Below are 21,694 nucleotides of genomic sequence, written 5' to 3'. Positions count from 1 at the left end.
AATGCTACTTATTTTATCTTATTGAGTTTTTCTCTCACATCCATCAATGCGAACCCAAGCAGGTTTTCTCCTTTCCATAAACGGGGGTTCCTGCAGTCTGGGTCATCTTCTTTCATGCCAATCCCCCAAACTGTATCGTAGGGGCTGGCTTCCACCAATATCTTATCTCTTGTGCCAAGCAGAAAGACTTTCAGCTCTTCATTATCCATGAATTTGTGCAGATTGCCGGTAATGACAATTTCCATACGATGCTTTTGCCATTTGTATTCGTCAAAATTCCGCACTTCTCTACCTAATGCCTTAATCTCTTTCGGATCTGTAGATGCCAAGATTCTTTTTCTTGTATCTTCATCGCCCATGATTCGTGCCTTTTCTGCCATCATGAACTGTTCCGCACAGTTGTAATGGATACCATTTACGGTAAACCTGCAAGGGAACCATTGGCTGAGACAGGCTTTGGTCGTTTCACCCGGCTTGCCGTGATGTCCCCAAAAGAACAAGAAATCCGGATTGGAAATATCATAGAGGTCTTCTTTCCTTAATCCTCCATTCACATTCGTATAGTCCAAAGTGCGGTACCATTCCCTGAAACTATCCAAATTCGCGAAATCACCTCCCCAATGAAGCCAGCGGTTAAGCAACAGGGCTTTCATCGACATGGGCACACCGTCATCCGGGCATAAGTCGGCAAGTCCGCAATGTTTGTAATAATCCAAATCCTCTTCTATGTGAGGATGGTCTTGTGGAAATAGATTGAACTTCACCCAGCATCTTTCATAATTAAACAACATGCCCTTCATCTGTGAACGAAAAGGACATAATCGCTCTCCTTTATAATAATGGCACTGTTCCAGCAGCATCAGCTTCTGTGGTGGAAACTCGGCCGACATATACATTCCGAACACCCATTCTTTATTGACCGGTTGGTGCATGAGGTCATCAGTAAGTACCACTCCTCTTTCAAAGTCTTCGCACAGACCATACTTTTCAAAGTGTTCGTGCCAATCATAATGGTCATAACTGCCCCACAACAGTTCAAAATAGTGCTGATGTTCCCAGATACCGTGAGAAAGCGTACCTGCGGAATAGGGATTCTTTGCTTGCATCCGCTTTGCCAACACGTCAATAGCGGCCTTGCTTAACGGACGGCTTTGCATGATTACCTCCTCAAACGATTCCGGCAACACAATGTTTTCTTCCACTATCGCTTCTTTGAACAAGGGAGCGATGTCCTCTGCCTTGAATCCGGCTATTCCGCAACCAATGGGAGTCACCAGAAAAGTCAGTTCCTTGCGTTCCTTGGCAAAAGCAATGAACTCATCCACATAGGGGCGAATGGTTTCCACGCCACCTTGCATGGTCGGTATGGCATAGCATTGACCTTGCAACCCTACACCATTGCCCCAGATGGCACCGAACTTTTCGTATGCCATACGTGCCGCTCCTCCACCGTGCATTCCTTGCAGATTACTTCCGAATACAAAAATCTCATTCGCCCTTAGGTTCGTGATTCTTTCTGGTGTATATGTGGGTCTGAAGTATTCCATATTTGTTCAATTATTGGTTTCGTTTTGGGTATGGTTGATGGACACATTGAATGCCTTGCAACGGCGGTTCTGCTGGTTGGCCCGACTTAGGGAGAAACGGCCGAACTTTTCATAGATGTCCAGTCCGCGCCCCAAAGTGATGGTCCATCCCGTGTCGGTCTGTATCATGCGGTCGTGGTCGGCCTTGAAGTCGTAGGTGAACTCAATGCCCAGGGGCAGCAGTTCATCGGCCAGGTCGTTGAAGCTGTCTATTACTTCCGCCACCTTCTCATCGTCCTCGTTCTGTGTACTTAGGTGAATCTTGATGGTGTCCTGCACGGATGTCACGTCACGCACCATCTGGATAAAGTCTACCAAGTTGTCTATCTGGTAGGGTTGACGGATAAACGGGTCGGTCAGCCTGATTTCCTTGGCCGTGCGCAGATAGTCGCCAAAGAGTCCCTTATAGGTGATGCCGCCCTGGTTTTCGCGGATGGTGATGACCTTGGAAGTCAAAGCAGGAATACGGGGACGTTTTCCCTTGGTGGTAGAGGATGATGTTTCGGATGTGGTTCCCTCCATGCCTGCCTTTTGCTCTTGCTCCGAAGACGGATGGGCATTGTCTTGATTTTGGCTCGTGGCATTTTGAGAATCAAACTCCAAGCCTTCCAGCGTTTCCACTTTCACGCTTTCTCCCGTGGGCAACCAGGTGTAGACAAACTTTGCAGGCTCTGCATTGAAAGTCTCGTCAATGGCATACAGCTGGTCCTTCACACGCTTGCGCCCCTCGGTGGCAAAGTCTATGATTTCCCGTGCTTCCTCATCGGTCATCCGACCGTCTGGATAGAGCAACTTGCTGAATCCGGAGAAAGTCTTGCGGATGGCCAGATGGTCGCGTTCAGACAGCGAGCCGTCAAACCGCGCATATTCTTTCAACGCCGATGTACGGTCGTCATTCCGCAACTCGTGCAGCACGGCGGCTATGTAGTCCGTTATCAGCCCGTATCCGGTTGAGAAGCTGTTCTTCTTCAGAATCCTGATTTCCCATCCGGGATTATACAGGTGGATGCGGTCAAGGAAGGCTCCTTTGATGAAAGACGTGGGAATGGACTCAAACAGGTGTGAGTTTTTCAGCATATACGGCACGGTGTGCTTGGTGTTTCCCACGAACACCATCGATGCGCTGGCTTCATGCGTTCCCTTGCCACGGTTGAACGACTTGTTTGCCAGGTAGTTCTGCATGGTGTCTATCAGCACGGCATCCACGTTGCGGCCTTTCTGCTGCTCAAATTCGTCCCATGCTACCACGTCCCAGTAGCCCACCAGTCCCAATATCTCCTTGTTGCCCTGCATCTTGACAAACAGCCGGGCAGAGGTTACATCACCTCCGCTGACCAGCACACCGTAGGGCGACAGTTCCTGGAACACGTGGCTCTTACCCGTGCCTTTAGGCCCCAGCTCCACAAAATTGTAATTGTTTTCCACATGAGGCAACAGCCGTGCCAGCGTGATGAATTTCTCGCGGCGGTTCATCACCTCCGGGTTCAGGCCGACCGTGTGCATCAGGAAGTCCAGCCATTCCTCCGTGGTGAAGTTCCGGCGTTGCTCGATGTATCCTTCCAGGTCGATGTGGGAAATCTGTATGGGTTTCAGGTTCTGTATCTCCCAACGTACCTTGACCTCTTCGCCTGACACATAGCCGATGGTGACAATGCACCACACGCCGTTGCCCGACAGCAGTTTGGGATTCTTGCGGACATACTCCGTCCCGATGGGCACTCCCGACAGGCCGAGATTGGCAAAGGTAGCGTTGTACTCGTCGCTCCGCTCGTTGAGGGTGACGGTTACTTTGTCTATTACCCTGTGCTTGCCATGCTCGCGGATGACGCCTTTGATGCTTTCCGCCTCCGCCCGGTGTACATAATTGTTTCGTATCACCTGCTTGACTTTCTCCAGTCCGTCGTTGATGATTTCTTCATCATCGCTGGCGCAATACTGTCCCAGCAGATACTCCAACACGTAGGTGGGTACCGGTAGTCCGCCTTTCACGAGGAAAGCCAGATCCTTCCGCACCACCTTGCCGATGAAGGCATCTAATATCTTTTGCTGCAGTTCCATCATTCAAAGTCAAAATCGTTTTCAATTAAGGTATTGTTCGTCACATTTTCTTTGATGAGCGGATTCAGGTCGTCCGCTGCGTCAAACACTTTCAGTTGGAGCACCTTGGCGTCCACGTTCCGGTTCAAGGTCAGGTCCACCTGAATCTTCCGGTTGTCCAGCGACGGGTCGGTCTTGTCCAGCAGGATATCCTTGACAGGTGTGACCGGCTCGTCGTTGTGATACAAGGCCACGCGGATGTATCTTTCCTTCATGTCCATGGAAACAGCCTCCGTCTGCAACAGCTTGAAGCGCAGCCGGGATGCCTGGATGGACAGTTTGCGGTCGAGCACCATCACCCCCACAGGCTGTTTGTTGTCATCGCGCTCCTGATGACATATTATAATAGGTATGATTAGTTCCTGCATGGAAGCTCCGCCATGCGTGAACATATATCCCCCGGAAGGTGCCGCCAAGCGATTCGTTCCCTGCGGCACGGCCACATACACATCGCTTCCGTTCAAGATACCCGACACTTCACTGAGCGGAAACTTCACCATCCCCGTGGCTTCGGCATCCGAGCGGGTCAGATAGTAACGGGTGCTGCGCTCAATGGTTTCCTCTTCTATCTTGTGCTTGTCTTTTTCCGCAAAGTTGATGTCATTGAACAGGAAACCGTGGTCGCTGGTGACATACACTTCCGTGACGTTGTAGCTTGCGAGGATTTTGGGAATCATCGTGGCCAGTTCGTTGATGGCTTCCCGGCATGCCTGCGTCACTTGCTTGGCCGTACCGTCGTGTCCGGCCTTGTCTATCGTGTCGTGGAAGATATACACCAACGGATGTTTGAATATCTCGCGGTTCTTCTGTTGGTTGTATTCCGCTACGGTTTCAAACGGAACACAGATGGCTCCGTCCTTGTATCTTTGCAAGTGTTCCGAGCGTTTTTCGGTGGTGCTCAGTATATGGTCGTCTACTGACATATTCTGACTGTCCTCTTGTCCATAGAGTTTCAGCTCCCGGTGGGGTAAAAGCGCCGGTTTGCCGTATTTGGTCTCCGTGGGCAGCATGGCCAGCATGGCTTTCAGCGTGGCGACATGCTTGGACCGGGCCAGTTCGCCTATCAGTTCTTGCGCCACCTCGTAGCGCAGGGCGTCGCTCACGATGACGGCCACTTTCTTCTGCATGGGCCGGATGCGCTTCTCATAGAAATCTTGCTGACGGGACAGGTGTACTCCGCCCATGCCTCCGGTTTCCTGAATGCAGCGAGTCCATTCCTGATTCATGCGGTTGTTGAGCTTGCTGTAATGCAGGTCAAGACTGTGCTTGGCCTGCTGGATGTCGGGGAACAATCCGCACGAAGGGTCCACCTTGAAATACTGTTCGGTGGCCTGCCGGTAAAGCTGGTCCAACACGTAATAATCCTCCTGATAGCGCATCACGTATTCGTTGGGCGTGTTGAGCGTGAGCGAGCCGAGTGCCAATGCTTTCTGGTAGTATTGCGCCACGGTCAGGCAATAGTCCATGGCCGCTGCCGTCATGCCGCGTCCGTTCAGCTTCAGCATCAGGTCTTCTATCCGTCTGATGACCGCCTCCGGCTCGGTTTCCATCTTATCCTTGAGCAGTCCGGCCACGATGGGCTGGCAGAGGCGTGGCGGCACGAAATAGTAGTTGGCGTCCGTTCCGTACCAGCGTATCAGTTCATCATCGCGGACGGCATCGCCCAGTTCGTCCATCACCTCCAACAGCGCGTCCGCCGTCTTTTCCTGACTGAGTGCCAGTTCCAAGAGGCGGTTCATCTGTTGCAGGGCAAGGGTGTTGTCTATGCGCCATTGCTTATAGTTATCCGCTGCCACGGGGGCAAGATTCTGCACGATAGCGTTGTATTTCAACACCTTCACCACATCAGCCACTTTTTCTTCCGTATTGTCATCGATGGTTGTGCCGAAAATGTCTGTCAGCTTCCGTCCTAAGGCTTCGACTGCATCCTTGCATTTGCGCAGCTTCACGAAGAAGTCCGTCCGCTTCTGTTGCTCCGCGTCCCGTCCCAACAAGATGACGCGCAAAAGGATAGCATCCCATTCCAGGATGCGCTGCACGCCCATGTAGCTGCTGATGAATCCTCGGACCAGCTTGTCGGTCGTGATGCTCCGGTCCTGGTAATAGGGGGCGAACAGGCGCAGCATCCTTTCCGACTGCAACGCCATGATGTTCCTTTCCACAAAGCGCATCATCGGCTTGTCCGTGTCGGGTAATCCGTACTGTTGCATAAAGGCGGTATAATCTTGGCTTTTGTATTCCATATTGGCCGTCAGCACGTCGAGCAGCGGAAAATTCTCCCTCAACGATTTCTTTTGCAAAGGGGACTCCTGATGGAAGTATAACACCACCCGGTCATCGGCCCAGGCGTTGTCCAGATTGTACTTCACAGTGAACCAATCCCCCTGGAAGTCCACAAAGCGGTAGCCTTCCTTCCACTGCACCTCGCGAAGCTCGTCGGCCAGGAACTCGTCATTAAAGATAAAGAGGACTTTCAAGTCAGGCTCTCTATCAAAGTAATTGTATATTTTGTCTATCGCGCTCATTTCTTCCGGTATTTTTGGTTCATGTCGGAAGGTCTTTCTGGTATTGTTCTTTCCAAATACCCTGCTTCAACCAAGTCCGTAATATAAGTTTGGATATTCTTGCTATGATAACTTACCCCGGCTCTTTCAAGTATTTCACGACTACTACGAGGTACGTTGCAATAATTGACCACATCCTTTTGCTTGGGAGTGAGTTTCATCCGGCGAGTGTCAGGGGTCACACCAAAAGTGTCAGGGGTAGCCTCATTTTTGCCAGGGCGAGTGTCAGGGGTCACATCAAAAGTGTCAGGGGTAGTCTCGTTTTTGCCGGGAATAGTGTCAGGGGTAGCCTCGTTTCTGCTAAGGATAGTGTCAGAGTCCGCCTCTAAATTAGGATTCCTTTTTATCGTAATCAAAAACTCATGTGTCCTTTCGTCATTCTTGAACTCTACTTGCAGTCCATCTTCCAAGGCACGCTGGATACCCGTACCAGCTCCCGTATAAGGCAGGAGATAGATGGCATTGTTGAAAAGGAAATTGTTACGGGGCATGGAGGTGCCGTTGGTTATGTCTTCCACTTGCAAGCCGTTGGGCAGGATGCCGGGACTGTGTATCTCCACCCGGTTGTCAAAAATGAATATACGGATAGGTGCATTCCAGTTCAGAGAGCGGTGAACAAGGGCATTGACCACAAACTCAACCAGGCTGCTATAAGGAATTTCAAGCCTGCCCAACGAATTAAATTCTTTCTCCACCTGTACGTTTTTAAGATTCCGGGTAAAGAAAGCCATGATGGTTTCAAACTGATGCAGCAGGTTTCCCTCCATATCCGCATCGTTCACTTTGTCACGGAATTGCTTGCCGCCTATATGGTTCCCGACAAAACTGATGCACTTAGCCGTCATGACCGGCAGCCAACGCTGGGTGTATTTACCGAACAGCAGCATGGCGGCTACGGTCAGACTTCCGTCCGGACGAATAAATCGCAAATTACGCATCAGTTTGTTCAGGTCATGTCCCTTGGCAATGGCATTGGCTATGTCGTCAAGAGAAGCCTCATGGAAAGCGTCGCCGACCAGACCTTTCTTTTCCAATACAATGGAAAAGCGGTTTTGCAGGAATACTTTGAGAGTGTCTTCATCCAAGTCGTCCAGCGTAGCATCTTTCACCACCGCTTCGTCCGGAGCGAAACTGCCACATTCGGACATCATCTCCGCCAGTTCAGCATTATCAAACACCTTGCGCTTGTCTGCACCGTTCTTTATCCAGACTATGCCTTTATTGTCGTGGTAAGGCTTGTTGTTTCCCTCTTTGATGGTAGCCACCACCACGCTGCCGCCTTCCACTTGAGCCGTGTCAATATCGAGCAAGATGCTTGGAACGACATTTTCCGAAGCGATATTGCCGAGCATGTTGGTCGTTTCTTGCACCTCAGCATACGACAAGGGGTTAAATTCCCCTGTCTTGTCATTGATGCCAATTACAAGCTGACCTCCGCGATAATTACTCATAGCAACTAGTTCGCAGCCTATGTCATATTTGTCCAAGATGCGTTCCTTGAACTGCACCTTGCTTATTTCACCGAGGTCTCTGAGCCGTAGTATATCTTCTGTTGTCATAATCAATTCATTTTAATTATTGCATCCAATGGTTTCATGTCTGGGAACTCTTCAGACATAGATTTTCCTGAAAGTAGTAACAAAAATGTTGGTCTATCGTAGTGAAACTCTATAAAAATTAGACCATTCTCTTCTTTTTGAATATTTGTAATTTGGCAAGAATTAAGTATTCTATATCCAAATGGAATATTAAAGGTTCGATTATTCAATTCATACTTAAATACCCTTTCGTCTGTTGTTACAATAGAAATATGGTCATTTACTTTGAATGATTCAATAAGTTCTCCTCCTTTTTCTGTTTTCGTAGAAAAATTGAGTCCATCTTTATCATCACAACGAACATTTATGGGTTCTCGGTACAGATATGAACATATGTATGCTGCAATCCGCCAACTTTGTTCGGTACATTCATTATAGACTTTGAATTTTTTTCCGATAGCCAGTTCTATTCGTTTTATATCTTTGTAATACCGTTTAAAACATTCATAATTATTATCCTCAAGACTTTGTAGTGGACTTGTTAAATTTAATGGAAATTTTGAAAGCTCTTGAATAATAAAAGCTTCATTTGCAAATAAAGCACATGGCACCTCTATCCACTTTATAGCATTATCGTTATTCTTATATTGTTTCTTGAAGTCAAAATTAAATGTAACTGTTGCAGGAGAACCTTCTTGAAAAACATGAAGTTCTATTCTCATAAAATAAACGTCGCAATCAACATAGAATCTTATCGCTTTATCGTTCAAAAGATAAACCTTTGCCGTAACTGTTTCAAGAAAGTCTCTCGATGGAATTTGGAAAGTTAAATCAAATTTTTTTTCAACAGGAGAAACAAGAATTTCTTTAATATCACTTGTGAGGACTACGCCATTAACAAGGTGTTGACATTTCAGTAGATTTTCTCCCGCAATTCTAAAACAAGGTCTTTGTGGGAAGAATTGATTCGATACAAGTTCTCCATCCTTTTCAAAATCGAGATTTTTCAGTTTTTCACCAATTTCAGCCTTAACAGACATCTGTATTTGATGTAGCAACGGCTTTTCGGTTGTCGATTCTACATTTTTTATGGCATTATTTCCTTGAACAGGAGTTTGAACTGTGGGAAGAATCTGATAGGATTTTAAGAATCGTGTGCAAGTTTCTCCGGAAATATATTTATTTTTGAAGTCCTCAGTAATATGCTCTTTCAACTCCTCTATAAGTTGCGTCAAAAAAACATTGGCTACGGCATCAAAATAATGCACCTTCAATTCTTTCAGCTTTTCCTGCTTTTCTGGTGAAATGCCTGGAGCAATTAAAAACATTTCATTTTGATTGTTTCCTTGTGCATCTGAAACCTTTTGGATTATGTCAAGTATGTTATTGTCTTCAAGGCTATATCCAATAAATAGAATATTCTTTGTTGCAAACTCCGTCTTTACCAAATCCCACATTATCGGATTTTTACTGGCAGTAAAAAACTGTTTATAGTCATCGGAAGTAATAACTACCGAATCAGGATCTGTAAAATCTCCATGGACTTTTACAACGGTAAAAGGCTTATTCATATAAGCACAATCAGCATCATTTCTGACCACGCAAACATCATTCTTTGCATAAGAATCTTCTAGTAGGGTGTCATAATTTGTAGTAAAGATTCTTCTAAAGTGTGGAATCTTTGCTAACAAATTATGGTCATCCATACATGTAGGCTCAAAATCAAAAGCCTTTCTCAATATCCTCATCAGCGGATTCCTACTGCCTAAATGGATTTCATTAACAAAAAAGTTTGATAAATCAGCAAGACTATCATTTTCATGGGATTTTCTTTTTTCTGTATCGTAAATTCTTTCTAAAATAGACTTTTGGAGATCCCAAACAGATGGGGCACCGGCTTCCTTAGAGAAACCAGCGCCTATAAATAGCGATACTTGTTCGCGTCTAACTAATGAGATAAGCTCTTCAAACATACTTTTTCCTATTTATTTCAATTTCGCCAACACATCTCCGAACTTGGCATAGTTCACCACCACACCATCGTCCAAGTCGAAAGCTATCTGCTCATCGGCCACGGTGTGCAGGCGGTCGTGATACTCGCGGCACTCTGCTATCTGCCGCGTGATGCTGTCCAACCGCTTGCGCTCACGAGCATTGAGGTTGGCGGCGTTGGCTTCCATCTCGGTTTGCTGCTGTACCAGCCACTCTATATGGGACAACAGGTACTTCGTGCGGATGCGCTCTGCTGTGTAGGCATTCATACGGTGCATGTAGGCAAGGCATTGGAAAGCACCTTTCTTTGAGGAGAACAGCCAGTAGATGGGGCGGTTCTGGTACATCTTTTTGTGGTCTTTCCAGAAGTCTTTCACGAAATAGTCGTCAAGACTCTTGCCCAAGGCGGCTTCCACACAGTTGAGATTGTCCACCAAGGTATCTTCGCCGAAGGCCACCACGAGCCAACGCTTGAACATCACCGTGACATTATCTGCAAAGTCTGTATCGCTGGGCATCAACGGCAAAATGCCGTCCTCGTCAATGCTCCATTGCTTTCCGTTGAAGGTATAAGCAGCTATTTCTTCAGCTGTAGGTTCAGGATGGGCTATGTGCAAACCGGGCTTGTCAAGACGATAGCGGCCCAGCATACAGCCTACGGCATAGCTGATAAGCTGTTTCACGATAACATCATTTTGCCATACAATTTGCCCGTTCTCAATGTATATCTCTCCTTGTTGCAGGATGGTGATTTCCTCCAGCGGCACGTCGGGCGTCAGTTCATCCTCCAGGCCGTATATCTCGATAAACTGGCGGTTCAGCTCCTCCTCGTTGGCATGAAGCTGAAGGAACTGCTCCGTCCAATGCTCCCGATAGGCATCCATCAGGTCGGACAGGCGGTGCGAACCTTCGCCCTGCTCCTTGCTGAGGCGGACAAGTTCGTTCTCTTGGAAGTCCCAAGAGGTTTCGTGAGCGTCCCAGTCGGATTTGCTGATAGAGATGTTTTGCTGAACTATATCAATGAAACTTCCCTCATTTATTATAATAGGTATAGAAGATACAACTTCTGCACCAGTATTTAGTGTTGGATTGAGGATTCTCAAAATATAATTAAACACATTCGTATTTAAGAAAGCCAAAAAATCTTCTTTGTTATATTTGTTATTAACAAACAAGCTTGCAGCAGCATGCTCAAATAAGAATCCCTTTCCATAATACCGACTACTAAAATTTCCTGAAGATATTGCATTCCATGTAATAGCTGGCTTAAAATACAAATTCATGTATGTTGTACGTGGGCGATGCATTGATTCAGGATTAGTCCAATCAACTATAGAATCATTATTTCCATACCACTTTCTATAACTTCCTCCTTTGGTAAATGGCACAAACTTAAAATCAGAAGCTCTATACTCTTCATTGTTTGATAGTTCTAAACCTATTTTATTGAAAGATACTTCTGTCCAAAATCTTATGTATCTACTATTATCCCCTGTTGAAAAGCCAGAACGTGCAATTGCTTTATTTGATATAAGATTTTCTTCTCTAAAAGCATACAATACTTTTTCACTCACCCAATACCCAATCGGGCATCCCGGAATCTTCTCGAAGTTCTGTTGGGAGACGTGGGGATAGTAGATGCGATTTCCTTCCTCAGAATAAGGCAGAGAAATAACATCCTTTGTGTATTCCTTAAAGTTGTATTTAAAGTCATGGTCTGCCAATGTTTGCTCAAAGAGCATACGAAGATGTTTTTGGTCGAACTCTTGGAACGTGCGTTCAATCAATCGGAAATACGTACCGTATGCCTCCTTGCTCTCTGCATTGACTATCACAGCCGATGATGCGCCAAAGTCAGCCCCAAAGACACCCCGACTGAGATGCAGGAGCGAGTCAATCGTCTGATGTTCTATGATTTGCTTTCTCAAGCCCTCAAACGTACTGAGAAACATCCACGATGGCGGTATGATAAAACTATATCGTCCGTTTTTCTGCAAGAGTTGCGGCATCCTTTCTACAAAGACGGTCGCCAAATCTGCTTTACCTTCAGGATAGTTCTTCTTCACATAGTTAGACAACACGGCATTCATATTGCCACCACCCATATAGGGAGGATTCATCACCAATGCCGCGTACTTTTCCGTCAGTGCCAGCACCAACTGCGCCGCTTCGTTCTCTTCTCCCAATGAAGCTACCCATTCACGGGCCGCCGGAGAGAGGCTGAACTTCATGATGCTGCCCAAAGTGTCGGCATCGACCAGCGTCTTGTTGATAGCTTCAATCTCGTTTGCCAAACGGGTATCTGCCGGCAAGGGCAGTCCGGCTTTGGGCATATCCAGCACACGCGGCATGCAGTGGCAGTCGGCGAAGGAGGCATCACGCTGGCAGGCCTTCAACAGCAGGGCGAACTGCGCCAGCTGCTTGGCGCGGGTGTCGATGTCTATGCCCGTCAGGTTGCGGCGGAAGATGTGCTCGATGGCCTCGCGGCGGCTGTAACCTTCATTAATATATAATGTATAGAGCATGTCGAACATCTCGCCCAAAATGTGGCCGGAACCGCAGGCCAGGTCGGCCAGGCGCAGGTCGGTCAGGTCATCGTAACGAAAGATAAGGTCGTTCGGGGTAGGCTCAGAGGGATTCACCAGATATTTCCAGTCCTGTGCTACTTCCGTCTCGTAGGGATTGTTGTCCAGATAAATGCGACCCACGGTGTTCTGCACCATGTATTTCACAATCCAGCCCGGCGTGAATATCTGCGTGGCGGCAGGAATCTCGCTGGCGGTGAACTTCCCCTTCGCGGCAAACACCTCGTCCTTGCGCTCAGAGATATAAAACTGGTAGAGCCAACCGATAAGCTCGCTGGAGCGGTAGTCCTCCTCAGCGATGAAGTCCGTGTGGTTGATGAGGTCCACGAAGCCACCCTCGGCCAAGATGTTGGTCGGCAGCAACAGCTCGGTGTAGTCGGCGATGTGGCCGAAGCAGCGGTGGAGGATGGGCGTGGCATGGCAGAAGGCCACGATGAGCAGGCTGAACTGCTCCGCCGTCCGGCCGTCGTCGTCGAGCAGCGGCATCAGTCGGCTCCGCTCTTCCTCGCTCATCTGCGGCAAGCGTCCCTGCCGCGCCTCGCTCACGATGAGCGGCACGTAGACACCGGGACTTTCGTACTGGAGCACGGGCGGTATCAGTCCGTTCTTGGTCATGATGCGGATGGCCATCAGGCGGTTGAACCACGTGTAGGCGGCTTCTTCCGCCACGTCTTTCAGTCCATGCCGACGGATGGCAGCGGCCAGTGACTGCCACTTGTGGTAGAAATCTTCTGTCACGGTGTCGCCCATGAAGGTGGCGCCGCCGCCCAACAGTTGCGGCTCTTCCACGGGCGTGCCGTCCGGTTGGAAGCCGAGTGCTGTGAAGCGGTGTACCACTCCCTGCATCAATATATTGCGTGCTTCGGTTGCGAAGCGTTTCAGTTTGTTCGTTTCCATGCTTAGCTTACTATAATGTCGTTGTCTTCATTGATATACCGCATCAGTTGCGCCTTGAGCGACTGCAAGTAACGGTCTACATCGGCCTCGGTGTGCATCGGCTCGGTGGTGTGCGTGTTCAAACGGACAATCTTCCGCACACGCGGCCTGGGCTGTGGAGGTGCTGGCTGTCCGCCGTCATCGTGTACCGAGCCGCCTCCATTGGCAGGCGGTATCGAAGGCGTATAGGGCTTCGAAGGAATGGCGGCATTGATGCGGTGCATCTGTTCCTCGTAGAAAGACGACGTATCGGCATTGGCCTGCAGGGCATAGAAGTTGTTAGTGCCCGTATTAAGGGAAATGGTGGTATCGCGACGGGCAAATTTGTCGCGGCTCACGTGCATTTCTCTGGCATACTTCTCCAGTTCGTCGAACACGGCGTTGTAGCGGGCAGTGACGGTTTCCACCAATTCCTTGCGTTTCTGCTGCAGTTGTGCCTCTATGGCCTTTCTCATCTTAATGTAGGCAGGCATCTTCGTCCAAGGCTCTTCATCAGTGTGGATGGCACGCAGGGCGGCGACAGCCTCTTGTCCCTCAGCAGGAAGAAAGTCGAAGTTGTCGCGGTTGTCGTCAATGAACTTGCACACCCCGTTGTAGCGGTCGAACTGTTCGCCGTAAAACATGTTGATACTCTTGCAGCGGTCGAACAGACGGGCGGCCTCGTCACGGGCGGCAATGATGGTCTCGAAGAACTTTTGAGGGTCGCGCACCGTGAGCCATTGCTCCATCAGCATAATGGCCTCGTCGATGGTATGCGCGAAGGGGCATCCGTTGATTTTACGTGAAAGGTCGCGATAGTTCTTCAATAGCTGGTTGAGTGCACTGTCATCGGTCTCCTTGCAAGCCCGGAACAGCTCCGTGCTGTCGTTGCTGCCCTTCACGGAGACCACGTTGAAGATGTGCTTCCACGCCTCGATGAATGCGTTGAGCAGTTCCTGCGAGATGGCCTTGGCCCGTTCTACGGTGAACTTCGCGGCATCGCGCACAATGTTCCGGGCCGTGTCCTCACGGCTCACGTTGGGGTTGCCCATGTAGTTGTAGGCATAGAGATGGCGGCGCACCAACTCGTTCAGGAAATAGATGGTGGCGAAGTCGCTCCAGCCATAAGGCACACGGGCAAACTGGCGCAAGGCATCGGCCACAGTGACATCGTGCGGCTGGCGGTCGAGCCAGTTCTTCACCTTCTCCTCTGCTGCAGTGGGTGTCACAAGCAGACCCGGATCTATCGGGCGAAGTATTTTGGCGGACAGTTCGGAGTTGGTGCGCGGCACTTCCCTGTTGTCGGCGAGCTTGGCGAATGGATAAAGCATCTCCATGTGCCGGGCGAGTAGAGTCTTGTAACGCTCGGCCTTCCGTGCCGTTCCCGTCTCGGAAGTCGAGAGGGCGTTGGCGCAGGAGATGACGGGACAGGTGTCGAGCATCTGCTGGAACTGGGGCTTAATTTCCTTTTCGTAAAGTTCCTTGGCACGTTGCTTGAAGATTTCCTTGGTGCGCTGGCGTTCCTCGCTGATGGCAGGCTCCTGGGCGAACCGCTGCACCCGGCAATAGTAAAGGAAGTTGGCGCGGAGTTCCTGGTTCTCCTTGAACAACGGGTAAAGGAAGAACACCAAGTGGGTGCCTTGCGGACTGTTGTTCAGGCTGAAGGCATACAGGTCGGGGTTGTCCGTGCTGGCCGTTGTCACGAAGTCCACTTGGATGTCCGCATTATTACTGAGGTAATTCCGTCCGTCGATGCTGATGCCCACCGTGAAGGAACGGGTGGCGAACTGCTCCTTGTTGGACGGATTGCCGAAATGGGCGAAGAAGATATTGCGCAGCTCGTCGCTGTAGGTGTTGCTGTCCACCTGCTGGTTCTTGATAATCTGGGCCACCTTCGACTCTTCCTCGGTAAAGAACTCGTAGATTTCGCTGCCTGCGTCGGTCTTCACCTTCCGGATGACGGCCTTGTCGATGAGATAGGCCAGGACGGCAGACACTTCCTGCTTGATGGCCGCCTTGCTGGCATCCACTTTCGACATGAGCAGGGTGACCACATTGTCGATGGTGGCGGAGAACTGCTGCTTGTCTTCCTCCTTCAAGTTACATATCATAAAGAGGATATAGACCACGCGGCGGTAGAACGCCTGTTTCTTCTCGTCCTCGATGACATCGAGTGCCTGGCGCGCGTTCTCGAAAGCCCGCTGCCCCAGGTGCTGCATGGAGCCTTGTACCATAGCGCCAAAGAACTTGTCAAACGGAATGAACTCGCCCACCTCCATATCCTGGGTTTCACGGGCAATAGAATAGGTGATGTTGATGAGCGAACGCTCGTTACCCTTCACCTGCTTGTCTACATAGTTCATGGTCTCGAAGGAGTCGAGTACCTTCTTGATGAGCTGGAACTGATAGGGTACGAACGGATAGTAGGCCACGAAGTTGTCCTTGTCGCGATAGGTCTTGTAGGTGCTGGGCAGGACAAACTGCGCGTCGAGCTTGGCCTTGTCCTTCGCATACATGTCGGCCAGCATCACTTCAGCTTCGCCTTTCTTGTCGAGGATACGCTTCTGCGTGATATATTCCGGCGAAGTGCCTTGCAGGGAAGCGCGTACCTCGAAACGTCCGAGAATCTTTCCGACCTCATCCTCCGGGTTGGTGGTGCTGCCGCCCACGTGGCTCACCACCTCTTCCAGTGTCTGTTGGGCGGTGCAGGCTATCCATACCCGCGACTCGCAGACTTCTTCCAACCGCTTGACCAGCGATTGGAGTTGTAGCAGGAGGTCGCGGTGCTCGCCAATGAACTGGCTCACCTCATCGACGAAGAAGAGCAAGCGGAAGTTGTGGTTGTGCTTGGCGTCAATATATTCCTTCATCTCCGCCGCAAACGATTCCACAGATACGTTGATGTCGTTGTTTAGAATTTTGGTACGAATAACATCTGTAGCCAGCGTGGGGTCTACCTCCTTGGCCATCTGCAAGGCCAGGTCTAACCGTCCGGCGGCAAAACGTGAGATGTTACGTTCCCAATCATAACCTTTGGATTTCAGATAATCCTTGAACTCGCCGAACTTGCCGTCATCGTCCAACGCCTTTTCCAGATACTGCGCCAAAGCGAGGTTGAACGAATTGTAGCCACGCTGCGCGTTGAACTGGTTCCAGAAGATGGTGGTGAATGCCTGGGCCTGGTTGGCGTTGGCATCGTGTACGTCGCCGATGTTGAACATCACCATCTGCACATCGGCCTGTGTGGAATACCATTTCTTCAACGCTTGGATTTCAGAAAGGGAAACGCCGTGGTCGTCGAGCTTGGTCATGCCATTGGAATTGCGCATGATTTCCTCGATGGCTTCTTCCAGACGCATGAAAGCCATTTCGCTGTAATGGGCATTGAGGCAGTAGCTGACATATTTCAGGAAGTGGGACTTACCCGTACCGAAATAGCCGTTAATCCAAATGCCTACGTGGCTGCCTTGGTTCTGGCGGATATTGACCAGAATGTCATAGAGGTTGATGACGATTTCTTCGGTGAACACGTATTCCACGATTTCAGTCATCACGGTATCTTCACTGAGGTCGGATGCCGACACAGCCGGATTAACTTTGCGGTCGAGACCTTTTGAATATAGTTCTTTGAATTTCATATCGGAAGCGTTATTTGTTGACTAATAAGATGGCACGGTAGGTATGGGAATCCTCCAGTATGTCGAACAGACTGAAGGAATTTCCCTCCTGATGTCCCGGATAGAAGAGGATAATCTTATACCGCGAGGTATCATTGTATTTCTCGTACCGGGTGAGAAACACGTTGGTACGCAGGTAAGGGAACATCTTGCCGATGCCGTGGATGAACACGTAAGGCTTGTTGTAGCCGTCGTTCAGAGCCATGTGGGCTTCAATCTTATCGCGCACAAAGCGGATGAAGTTGTCGGAATTCGCCTCCGAAGTCAGTTCCGTGGTCACCATGTCGGGATGGAGCCTGTCGCCCTCGAACGTGTCTTCCAGCAACGACGTGTCGCCGAACTTCTCATTCTGGAGATACTCGCAGAACACGCGAAACAAGTCAAGCACCAGGGCGTTGACAAAGTTGGTGGGACGCTCCAGCTTCTGCTTGAACTCCTGTATCTGCCGGCGCATCTCGTATTCCTGGCTGGCAGGATACTGGTATATGTAATAGTTGTAGAAGATGTTGCCGCTCTTCTCGTCGAGGAACAGCGGCGAACAAAGATACTCATACAACTCGTCTACGGTCATTCTCTTCATGGCAAATGGGATTTGATTTCGTTAATCTCATACGGATAAAGGAAACAGGCTTCCAGAAACCATTCCTCTCCCGTATGGATGTAATAAGCCGATTCTTCCGGACAGGGCCTGACCGGAGTCAGCTCGTCCGTTTTCTCCTGCAGCAGTCCGGTCTGCCGCAGGATGGTCAGATAGCAGCTGGCACATTTCTTTTTCGTGGCAGCCGACCAGCCGTCCACAAAAGCATCGTGCGCGGAGATTTCGTTGAACTCCATCTGTATGTCGTCAGCCGTGAGCTTATGGTCAATGGAGTTCCACTTCTTCATGGCCACATTGACATGAAAGTCAAATACGAGCTTATAGGCTTTCAGGATGGCATAAAACAGGCCAGCCCTTTGCCCTGCTTCGCTCCAATGCTGCCATTCTCTCCAGAATTGTGCCGGTACGGCTGCATAACGCCGCTTGAATTCCACAGCAAAACGCTGGCGCGAGGTGCGGGAATTGACTTGAAGGATCTGGTTGTTTTCAACCTCTTCCTTCAACAGCCTTTCAGCATCCGCACTCATTAGGACGGGAAGGATGCGTTTGAACTCATAATAGAGAAACGTGCATCCCGTCAGGGAAGTATATGGACTATTGTTCTTTTGCATACAAATCATTCCTGGCGTATTAAATCATTTACTGTCACACCGAGGCATTTGGCAATCTCGATGAGGGTTTCCAAGTTGGGTTGTGCACTGTTGGTACACCACTTTGAAATGGTTGCCGGGTCTTTGCCTAACTGCTCTGCCAGCCATTTATTGGTACGTTTTTTTTCGGCAAGCACCACCTTCAACCGATTTAAGTCTTTATTTTCCATATTGCATCAGTATGTATATGGCTACAAAGATAATAAAATTACTACAAGAACATTCTAATATTGGAAAGAAACATCTGAATCAATCAAGAAAATGCTAATTTCGTCAATTATCTATCACTCGCTACTTCTTGTTTCTTTTCCCGAAACTGCAGTCAATAACATTTTGCGGACTTCTTCTGTCTTATGGATAAAGCCATCCGACTTACTCCGTGTCAATGACACCAAGCAAGTTCGTCTGACAGGAATTTACAACGGTTTGGGTGTCCCAATCCGTTGCTATAGAGAGAGCCTGCAAGACTCCACTACATTCCATTTCGCAGGCTCTCACAATGGCAACGGTATTTGGAAAACAGATTGGACAGGGATGCTATCCTATGAATAGGACTTGCTTTATGGAGTTTTTCTTAGCCACCTTTGGGCATCTTAGCCGGGTACGTTTTACCGTGCAAAACTACTGCGGACGGGAGAAATGTCAAGCACCGCCATGGGCTTTCGGCAGGAGGGCTTGACGGAAGCCTTCCGCAAATTTTCTCGTCCCTCCAAAATTGGGGTATTCCGTCCGCACTCTCCGGCCTCATACTTGCCTTATTCTCCCTTGTGTCCGCAGTGGCCATTTGCACGTAAAACGGTATTCCCGGCCAAGAAGCTCAAAGGAGCTTCACAAAAGGGAAAAGTATCAGATTTCACCAACTCTTAAAAACAAGAATTTATGCGGACAAGAAGAATGACTATCGAGCAAGGCCGGAGAGTGGGCATAGACCGCTTTCCCAACTTCCACAAAAGCGGAAGCGTCAGGGGCATGAAACGGCTGTACTACGGCAAGGACTGCCTGTTGGTACGTTGTGGCAGCTACATCTACAATGTTTCCGCTGAACTGAGAATTTACTATCAAGCAACCATCTAAAACTTTTCAATTATGTATGAAACAGATTTTCCCGAATACGGGCAGCAATGCGAACTGGTCACACCGTGGCGTGGCTACCATAGCGGAACGATTGTGGGCAGGACTGCAAAAGGCTTTATCGTGCAGTTCAGCAGCGGAGCGGAAATAGAAGTGTATGACGACGAAATAGAATTTGACTGATATGAACAGACTGATGACACCCCGGTTGGAGGAAGCCTTGGAAGGCTATCCCCTTTATTCCCAGGACGGCAAGGGAAAAGAAGCGGTTTGCCGTGCTATCTTCGCTCTTGGAGCGGTACGCTGGTTCATCCTTGAAGGTGAGAGAGAAGAGAACGACACTATCCTCTTTGGCATCGTGGTAGGACTTGCGGAGGACGAATACGGCTATATCTCTCTTAACGAATTGTCGGAAGTGGAGCTTGACCTTACGGCACAAGGCTTGGGTAAGCTACAAGTAAGGCTACAGGAGAATTTTACTCCTACGCCGTTAAAGAACTTGCAGGACTTCCGTCTGCAACAGTTCTTAGCCAGATTTGAACATTAAAATAACCCGTCAGCCGTGGTGCAATCAACCGAGTGCCACGGCTGACATAAACATCAATAACCATGCGAACGAGAAACAAGATTATAAAGGAAGTCATCCAATGTGCAGAGGCAAACGGATGGCATGTGGATGCAGAGAAGCATCAGGACAAGAATATCGTCATTTTTGAGTTTTCCCAATTCACTCCTGCCGGACAAGATTTCTTCTTTTCTGCCACGATGCAAGGACGCAGCCTTGAAAGTCTGGTAAGCGATATGGAAGAGTATTACGAGGGTTTTGACGCTGATTCGGAAGCCTATCTATGGCTGGACGGTAACGGACACGGCAAAAATGGCGCACCTTACCGAATGAAGGATGTACTGGCCAACATGGAAGCGGCGGAGGGTATGGTCTGTAAGCTGCTTGAAGCGGTCAGGGGGCTGGCAGATTGACCACGAATACAAACATGGCCTGCTATATCTCTATTGGTGTGGCAGGCTATGAAATTTTCATCCTATCTCCGTTTGCGCCCTTTCTTCGGGAGGCCGGCAGTCTTGTAGGCAATCAGGTCATCACCACGGAATTGTATTCTCTGGTTGTCCTGCATCCGGAAGAACGGCAACGGCCTTTCCGTATGGGTAATGTAATCATAGATGGTACACCGGTGTATGCCGAGGAAACGCGCCGCATCGCTTACCGAATACGACTGTTCCGGCTTTATCTCTGAAAAATGTTTGCATATATCCATATCCACTTTGTTTTGGCATTAAAGATACAATGCTGAAAATCAAAATGAAACAGGTTAAACATGGGAATACCACGTAGTTTGTAGGATTTTCAGGGAATATGTGTCCGTCTGTTCAGAAAGGTAATCATCTTTACATGAAATGGCAATGGGACAAAAATCTAAAAAACAGATAGGCATATATATTTCAGCGTTGACAAGGTTGACAAGAAAGCCAATGTACAAACTTGATTATACAGCTTACCAGAAATGCTTATTATTCAATACTTTATCTTTTTTCTTATAGAAATAAGAATAAATATAGATACGTGTGTTTTTGTCAACCATTGGCTACAAAATTCATAGGATTTTCAAAAGCGTCAACGCTTGTCAACGTTTGTCAACGCATCGTTTTTGATGCAAGTAACTGATACGATGCAACTTGTATCTTGTCAACAACGTCAATCCTGAAATGTGTGCAGATTATATTTTGAAATATGCCATAAATAAAGGCCATCCATAGGATGACCTTAACGAGCATAATCAGATAAACTTGTTCAATTCTTCTACCAACAGATGTACGGTAGTGGAAGATTCTTCCATAGCCGGATTACCATGTGAGACATCGGCAAGAACGGCAGAGGCATTCTTAATGGCCTGCGACTGCAAGTGGAGCAATCGGTTATACATAATAGCCCCGAATCCTTCCGTCTTGGAATAGGGTATTCCTGAAAGCCTTGACAGCATGTCGGCATAACTGTTCCTGTGCAACGCCCCTTTGTAGAGATTGAAGTGCAGCAGGAACCAATATTCAAACGCCTGGTTGCTATAGGCCACCTTGAAACCGTTTTTTTCGGCCAGTGTAATGGCTTCATTGAAGTCCTTTGCAGGAAAATCGTCCTTGTCGAACACTACCCAGCACTGGTCATAAGTCCGCTTCTTCTTTTGGTCGGCGTCACGGATACTAATGGCCTTGCTCACAAGACTGGTCGTGTTCATTGCCTGGCCTACCGCCTTTACCGTGGCGGCGGTCATTCTGAAGGCCTTGAAATAATCCGGTTCCGTGCGGACACCTTCACATACGATGAGAAACGACTGCTTTACTTCTCTCGTGCTTTGGCGGCGTGTCAATGAAGCGGAACGATGGTCTTTCTTTTTTGTCTTTCCCATG

The 21,694-nt window shown here is 48.7% G+C and carries 16 protein-coding genes and 1 pseudogene; 4 read left to right on the top strand and 13 right to left on the bottom strand.

Going from position 1 to position 21,694, the window contains the following annotated elements; genetic code table 11:
* Positions 1-8: 8 nt before the first annotated feature.
* From M3087_RS02240 to M3087_RS02190, 11 genes and pseudogenes are all read right to left on the bottom strand, one after another.
* The gene (locus M3087_RS02240) at positions 9-653 is read right to left on the bottom strand and encodes an NADAR family protein (protein WP_172774797.1); all 645 of its coding nucleotides are present in this window, start codon (positions 651-653) and stop codon (positions 9-11) included.
* A 504-nt stretch (positions 654-1,157) separates the two neighbouring features.
* Positions 1,158-1,547, bottom strand: a pseudogene (locus tag M3087_RS02235) (hypothetical protein); the annotation flags it as partial.
* 6 nt (positions 1,548-1,553) lie between these two features.
* Positions 1,554-3,647, bottom strand: coding sequence for a BREX system Lon protease-like protein BrxL (gene brxL / locus M3087_RS02230; protein ID WP_317236687.1), 2,094 nt, complete (start codon positions 3,645-3,647; stop codon positions 1,554-1,556).
* Complete coding sequence (gene pglZ, locus M3087_RS02225; protein ID WP_249093426.1) at positions 3,644-6,208, bottom strand: BREX-1 system phosphatase PglZ type A; 2,565 nt, start codon at positions 6,206-6,208, stop codon at positions 3,644-3,646. Before pglZ ends, brxL begins: the two co-directional genes overlap by 4 nt.
* The gene (locus M3087_RS02220) at positions 6,205-7,806 is read right to left on the bottom strand and encodes an RNA-binding domain-containing protein (protein ID WP_204430313.1); all 1,602 of its coding nucleotides are present in this window, start codon (positions 7,804-7,806) and stop codon (positions 6,205-6,207) included. The genes pglZ and M3087_RS02220 overlap by 4 nt, the downstream gene beginning before the upstream one ends.
* A 2-nt stretch (positions 7,807-7,808) precedes the next feature.
* Positions 7,809-9,758 (bottom strand): SIR2 family NAD-dependent protein deacylase, encoded by a 1,950-nt coding sequence (locus tag M3087_RS02215; RefSeq protein ID WP_125105111.1) that lies wholly within the window; start codon positions 9,756-9,758, stop codon positions 7,809-7,811.
* A gap of 12 nt (positions 9,759-9,770) precedes the next feature.
* Positions 9,771-13,259 (bottom strand): BREX-1 system adenine-specific DNA-methyltransferase PglX, encoded by a 3,489-nt coding sequence (gene pglX, locus M3087_RS02210; protein ID WP_249093424.1) that lies wholly within the window; start codon positions 13,257-13,259, stop codon positions 9,771-9,773.
* A 2-nt stretch (positions 13,260-13,261) separates the two neighbouring features.
* On the bottom strand, positions 13,262-16,915 hold the full coding sequence (brxC, locus tag M3087_RS02205) for a BREX system P-loop protein BrxC (protein WP_249093422.1): 3,654 nt from the start codon (positions 16,913-16,915) through the stop codon (positions 13,262-13,264).
* A 10-nt stretch (positions 16,916-16,925) separates the two neighbouring features.
* Complete coding sequence (locus tag M3087_RS02200; RefSeq protein WP_022384499.1) at positions 16,926-17,534, bottom strand: DUF1788 domain-containing protein; 609 nt, start codon at positions 17,532-17,534, stop codon at positions 16,926-16,928.
* A complete protein-coding gene (locus M3087_RS02195) occupies positions 17,531-18,163 on the bottom strand; it encodes a BrxA family protein (RefSeq protein WP_249093420.1) in 633 nt (210 codons plus the stop codon). Before M3087_RS02195 ends, M3087_RS02200 begins: the two co-directional genes overlap by 4 nt.
* 5 nt (positions 18,164-18,168) lie before the next feature.
* A complete protein-coding gene (locus M3087_RS02190; protein WP_022384501.1) occupies positions 18,169-18,372 on the bottom strand; it encodes a helix-turn-helix transcriptional regulator in 204 nt (67 codons plus the stop codon).
* A 709-nt stretch (positions 18,373-19,081) separates the two neighbouring features.
* Here M3087_RS02190 and M3087_RS02185 point away from each other — a divergent pair.
* From M3087_RS02185 to M3087_RS02170, 4 genes are all read left to right on the top strand, one after another.
* On the top strand, positions 19,082-19,276 hold the full coding sequence (locus M3087_RS02185) for a hypothetical protein (RefSeq protein ID WP_087250977.1): 195 nt from the start codon (positions 19,082-19,084) through the stop codon (positions 19,274-19,276).
* A gap of 12 nt (positions 19,277-19,288) precedes the next feature.
* Positions 19,289-19,456 (top strand): glyoxalase, encoded by a 168-nt coding sequence (locus M3087_RS02180; protein WP_249093419.1) that lies wholly within the window; start codon positions 19,289-19,291, stop codon positions 19,454-19,456.
* 1 nt (position 19,457) lies between these two features.
* On the top strand, positions 19,458-19,820 hold the full coding sequence (locus tag M3087_RS02175) for a DUF2958 domain-containing protein (RefSeq protein WP_249093417.1): 363 nt from the start codon (positions 19,458-19,460) through the stop codon (positions 19,818-19,820).
* A 62-nt stretch (positions 19,821-19,882) separates the two neighbouring features.
* Positions 19,883-20,251 carry a hypothetical protein gene (locus M3087_RS02170; RefSeq protein ID WP_249093415.1) on the top strand — a complete coding sequence of 123 codons (369 nt, stop codon included), beginning with the start codon at positions 19,883-19,885 and terminating at the stop codon, positions 20,249-20,251.
* A gap of 62 nt (positions 20,252-20,313) precedes the next feature.
* Here M3087_RS02170 and M3087_RS02165 read toward each other — a convergent pair whose 3' ends face one another.
* Together M3087_RS02165 and M3087_RS02160 are read right to left on the bottom strand one after the other, a co-directional pair.
* Positions 20,314-20,547 (bottom strand): helix-turn-helix domain-containing protein, encoded by a 234-nt coding sequence (locus M3087_RS02165; protein WP_022384507.1) that lies wholly within the window; start codon positions 20,545-20,547, stop codon positions 20,314-20,316.
* Positions 20,548-21,066: 519 nt separating this feature from the next.
* Positions 21,067-21,693, bottom strand: coding sequence for an RloB family protein (locus M3087_RS02160; protein ID WP_241209994.1), 627 nt, complete (start codon positions 21,691-21,693; stop codon positions 21,067-21,069).
* Position 21,694 lies beyond the last annotated feature (1 nt).

The organism is Mediterranea sp. ET5 (genome assembly GCF_023337025.1).
In the GTDB taxonomy this organism is placed as follows: domain Bacteria; phylum Bacteroidota; class Bacteroidia; order Bacteroidales; family Bacteroidaceae; genus Phocaeicola_A.
The sequence above is the reverse complement of the archived record's forward strand: the minus strand, read 5'-3'. Positions and strand labels throughout refer to the sequence as shown.

Excerpts from the sequence above, each read along its gene's own strand:
- M3087_RS02165 (WP_022384507.1), bottom strand. The coding sequence starts at position 20,547 with ATGGATATATGCAAACATTTTTCAGAGATAAAGCCGGAACAGTCGTAT.
- M3087_RS02215 (WP_125105111.1), bottom strand. The coding sequence starts at position 9,758 with ATGTTTGAAGAGCTTATCTCATTAGTTAGACGCGAACAAGTATCGCTA.
- brxC (WP_249093422.1), bottom strand. The coding sequence starts at position 16,915 with ATGAAATTCAAAGAACTATATTCAAAAGGTCTCGACCGCAAAGTTAAT.
- M3087_RS02175 (WP_249093417.1), top strand. The coding sequence starts at position 19,458 with ATGAACAGACTGATGACACCCCGGTTGGAGGAAGCCTTGGAAGGCTAT.
- M3087_RS02190 (WP_022384501.1), bottom strand. The coding sequence starts at position 18,372 with ATGGAAAATAAAGACTTAAATCGGTTGAAGGTGGTGCTTGCCGAAAAA.
- M3087_RS02160 (WP_241209994.1), bottom strand. The coding sequence starts at position 21,693 with ATGGGAAAGACAAAAAAGAAAGACCATCGTTCCGCTTCATTGACACGC.
- pglX (WP_249093424.1), bottom strand. The coding sequence starts at position 13,259 with ATGGAAACGAACAAACTGAAACGCTTCGCAACCGAAGCACGCAATATA.
- M3087_RS02180 (WP_249093419.1), top strand. The coding sequence starts at position 19,289 with ATGTATGAAACAGATTTTCCCGAATACGGGCAGCAATGCGAACTGGTC.
- M3087_RS02200 (WP_022384499.1), bottom strand. The coding sequence starts at position 17,534 with ATGAAGAGAATGACCGTAGACGAGTTGTATGAGTATCTTTGTTCGCCG.
- M3087_RS02240 (WP_172774797.1), bottom strand. The coding sequence starts at position 653 with ATGAAAGCCCTGTTGCTTAACCGCTGGCTTCATTGGGGAGGTGATTTC.
- M3087_RS02195 (WP_249093420.1), bottom strand. The coding sequence starts at position 18,163 with ATGCAAAAGAACAATAGTCCATATACTTCCCTGACGGGATGCACGTTT.
- M3087_RS02185 (WP_087250977.1), top strand. The coding sequence starts at position 19,082 with ATGCGGACAAGAAGAATGACTATCGAGCAAGGCCGGAGAGTGGGCATA.
- brxL (WP_317236687.1), bottom strand. The coding sequence starts at position 3,647 with ATGATGGAACTGCAGCAAAAGATATTAGATGCCTTCATCGGCAAGGTG.
- M3087_RS02220 (WP_204430313.1), bottom strand. The coding sequence starts at position 7,806 with ATGACAACAGAAGATATACTACGGCTCAGAGACCTCGGTGAAATAAGC.
- M3087_RS02170 (WP_249093415.1), top strand. The coding sequence starts at position 19,883 with ATGCGAACGAGAAACAAGATTATAAAGGAAGTCATCCAATGTGCAGAG.
- pglZ (WP_249093426.1), bottom strand. The coding sequence starts at position 6,208 with ATGAGCGCGATAGACAAAATATACAATTACTTTGATAGAGAGCCTGAC.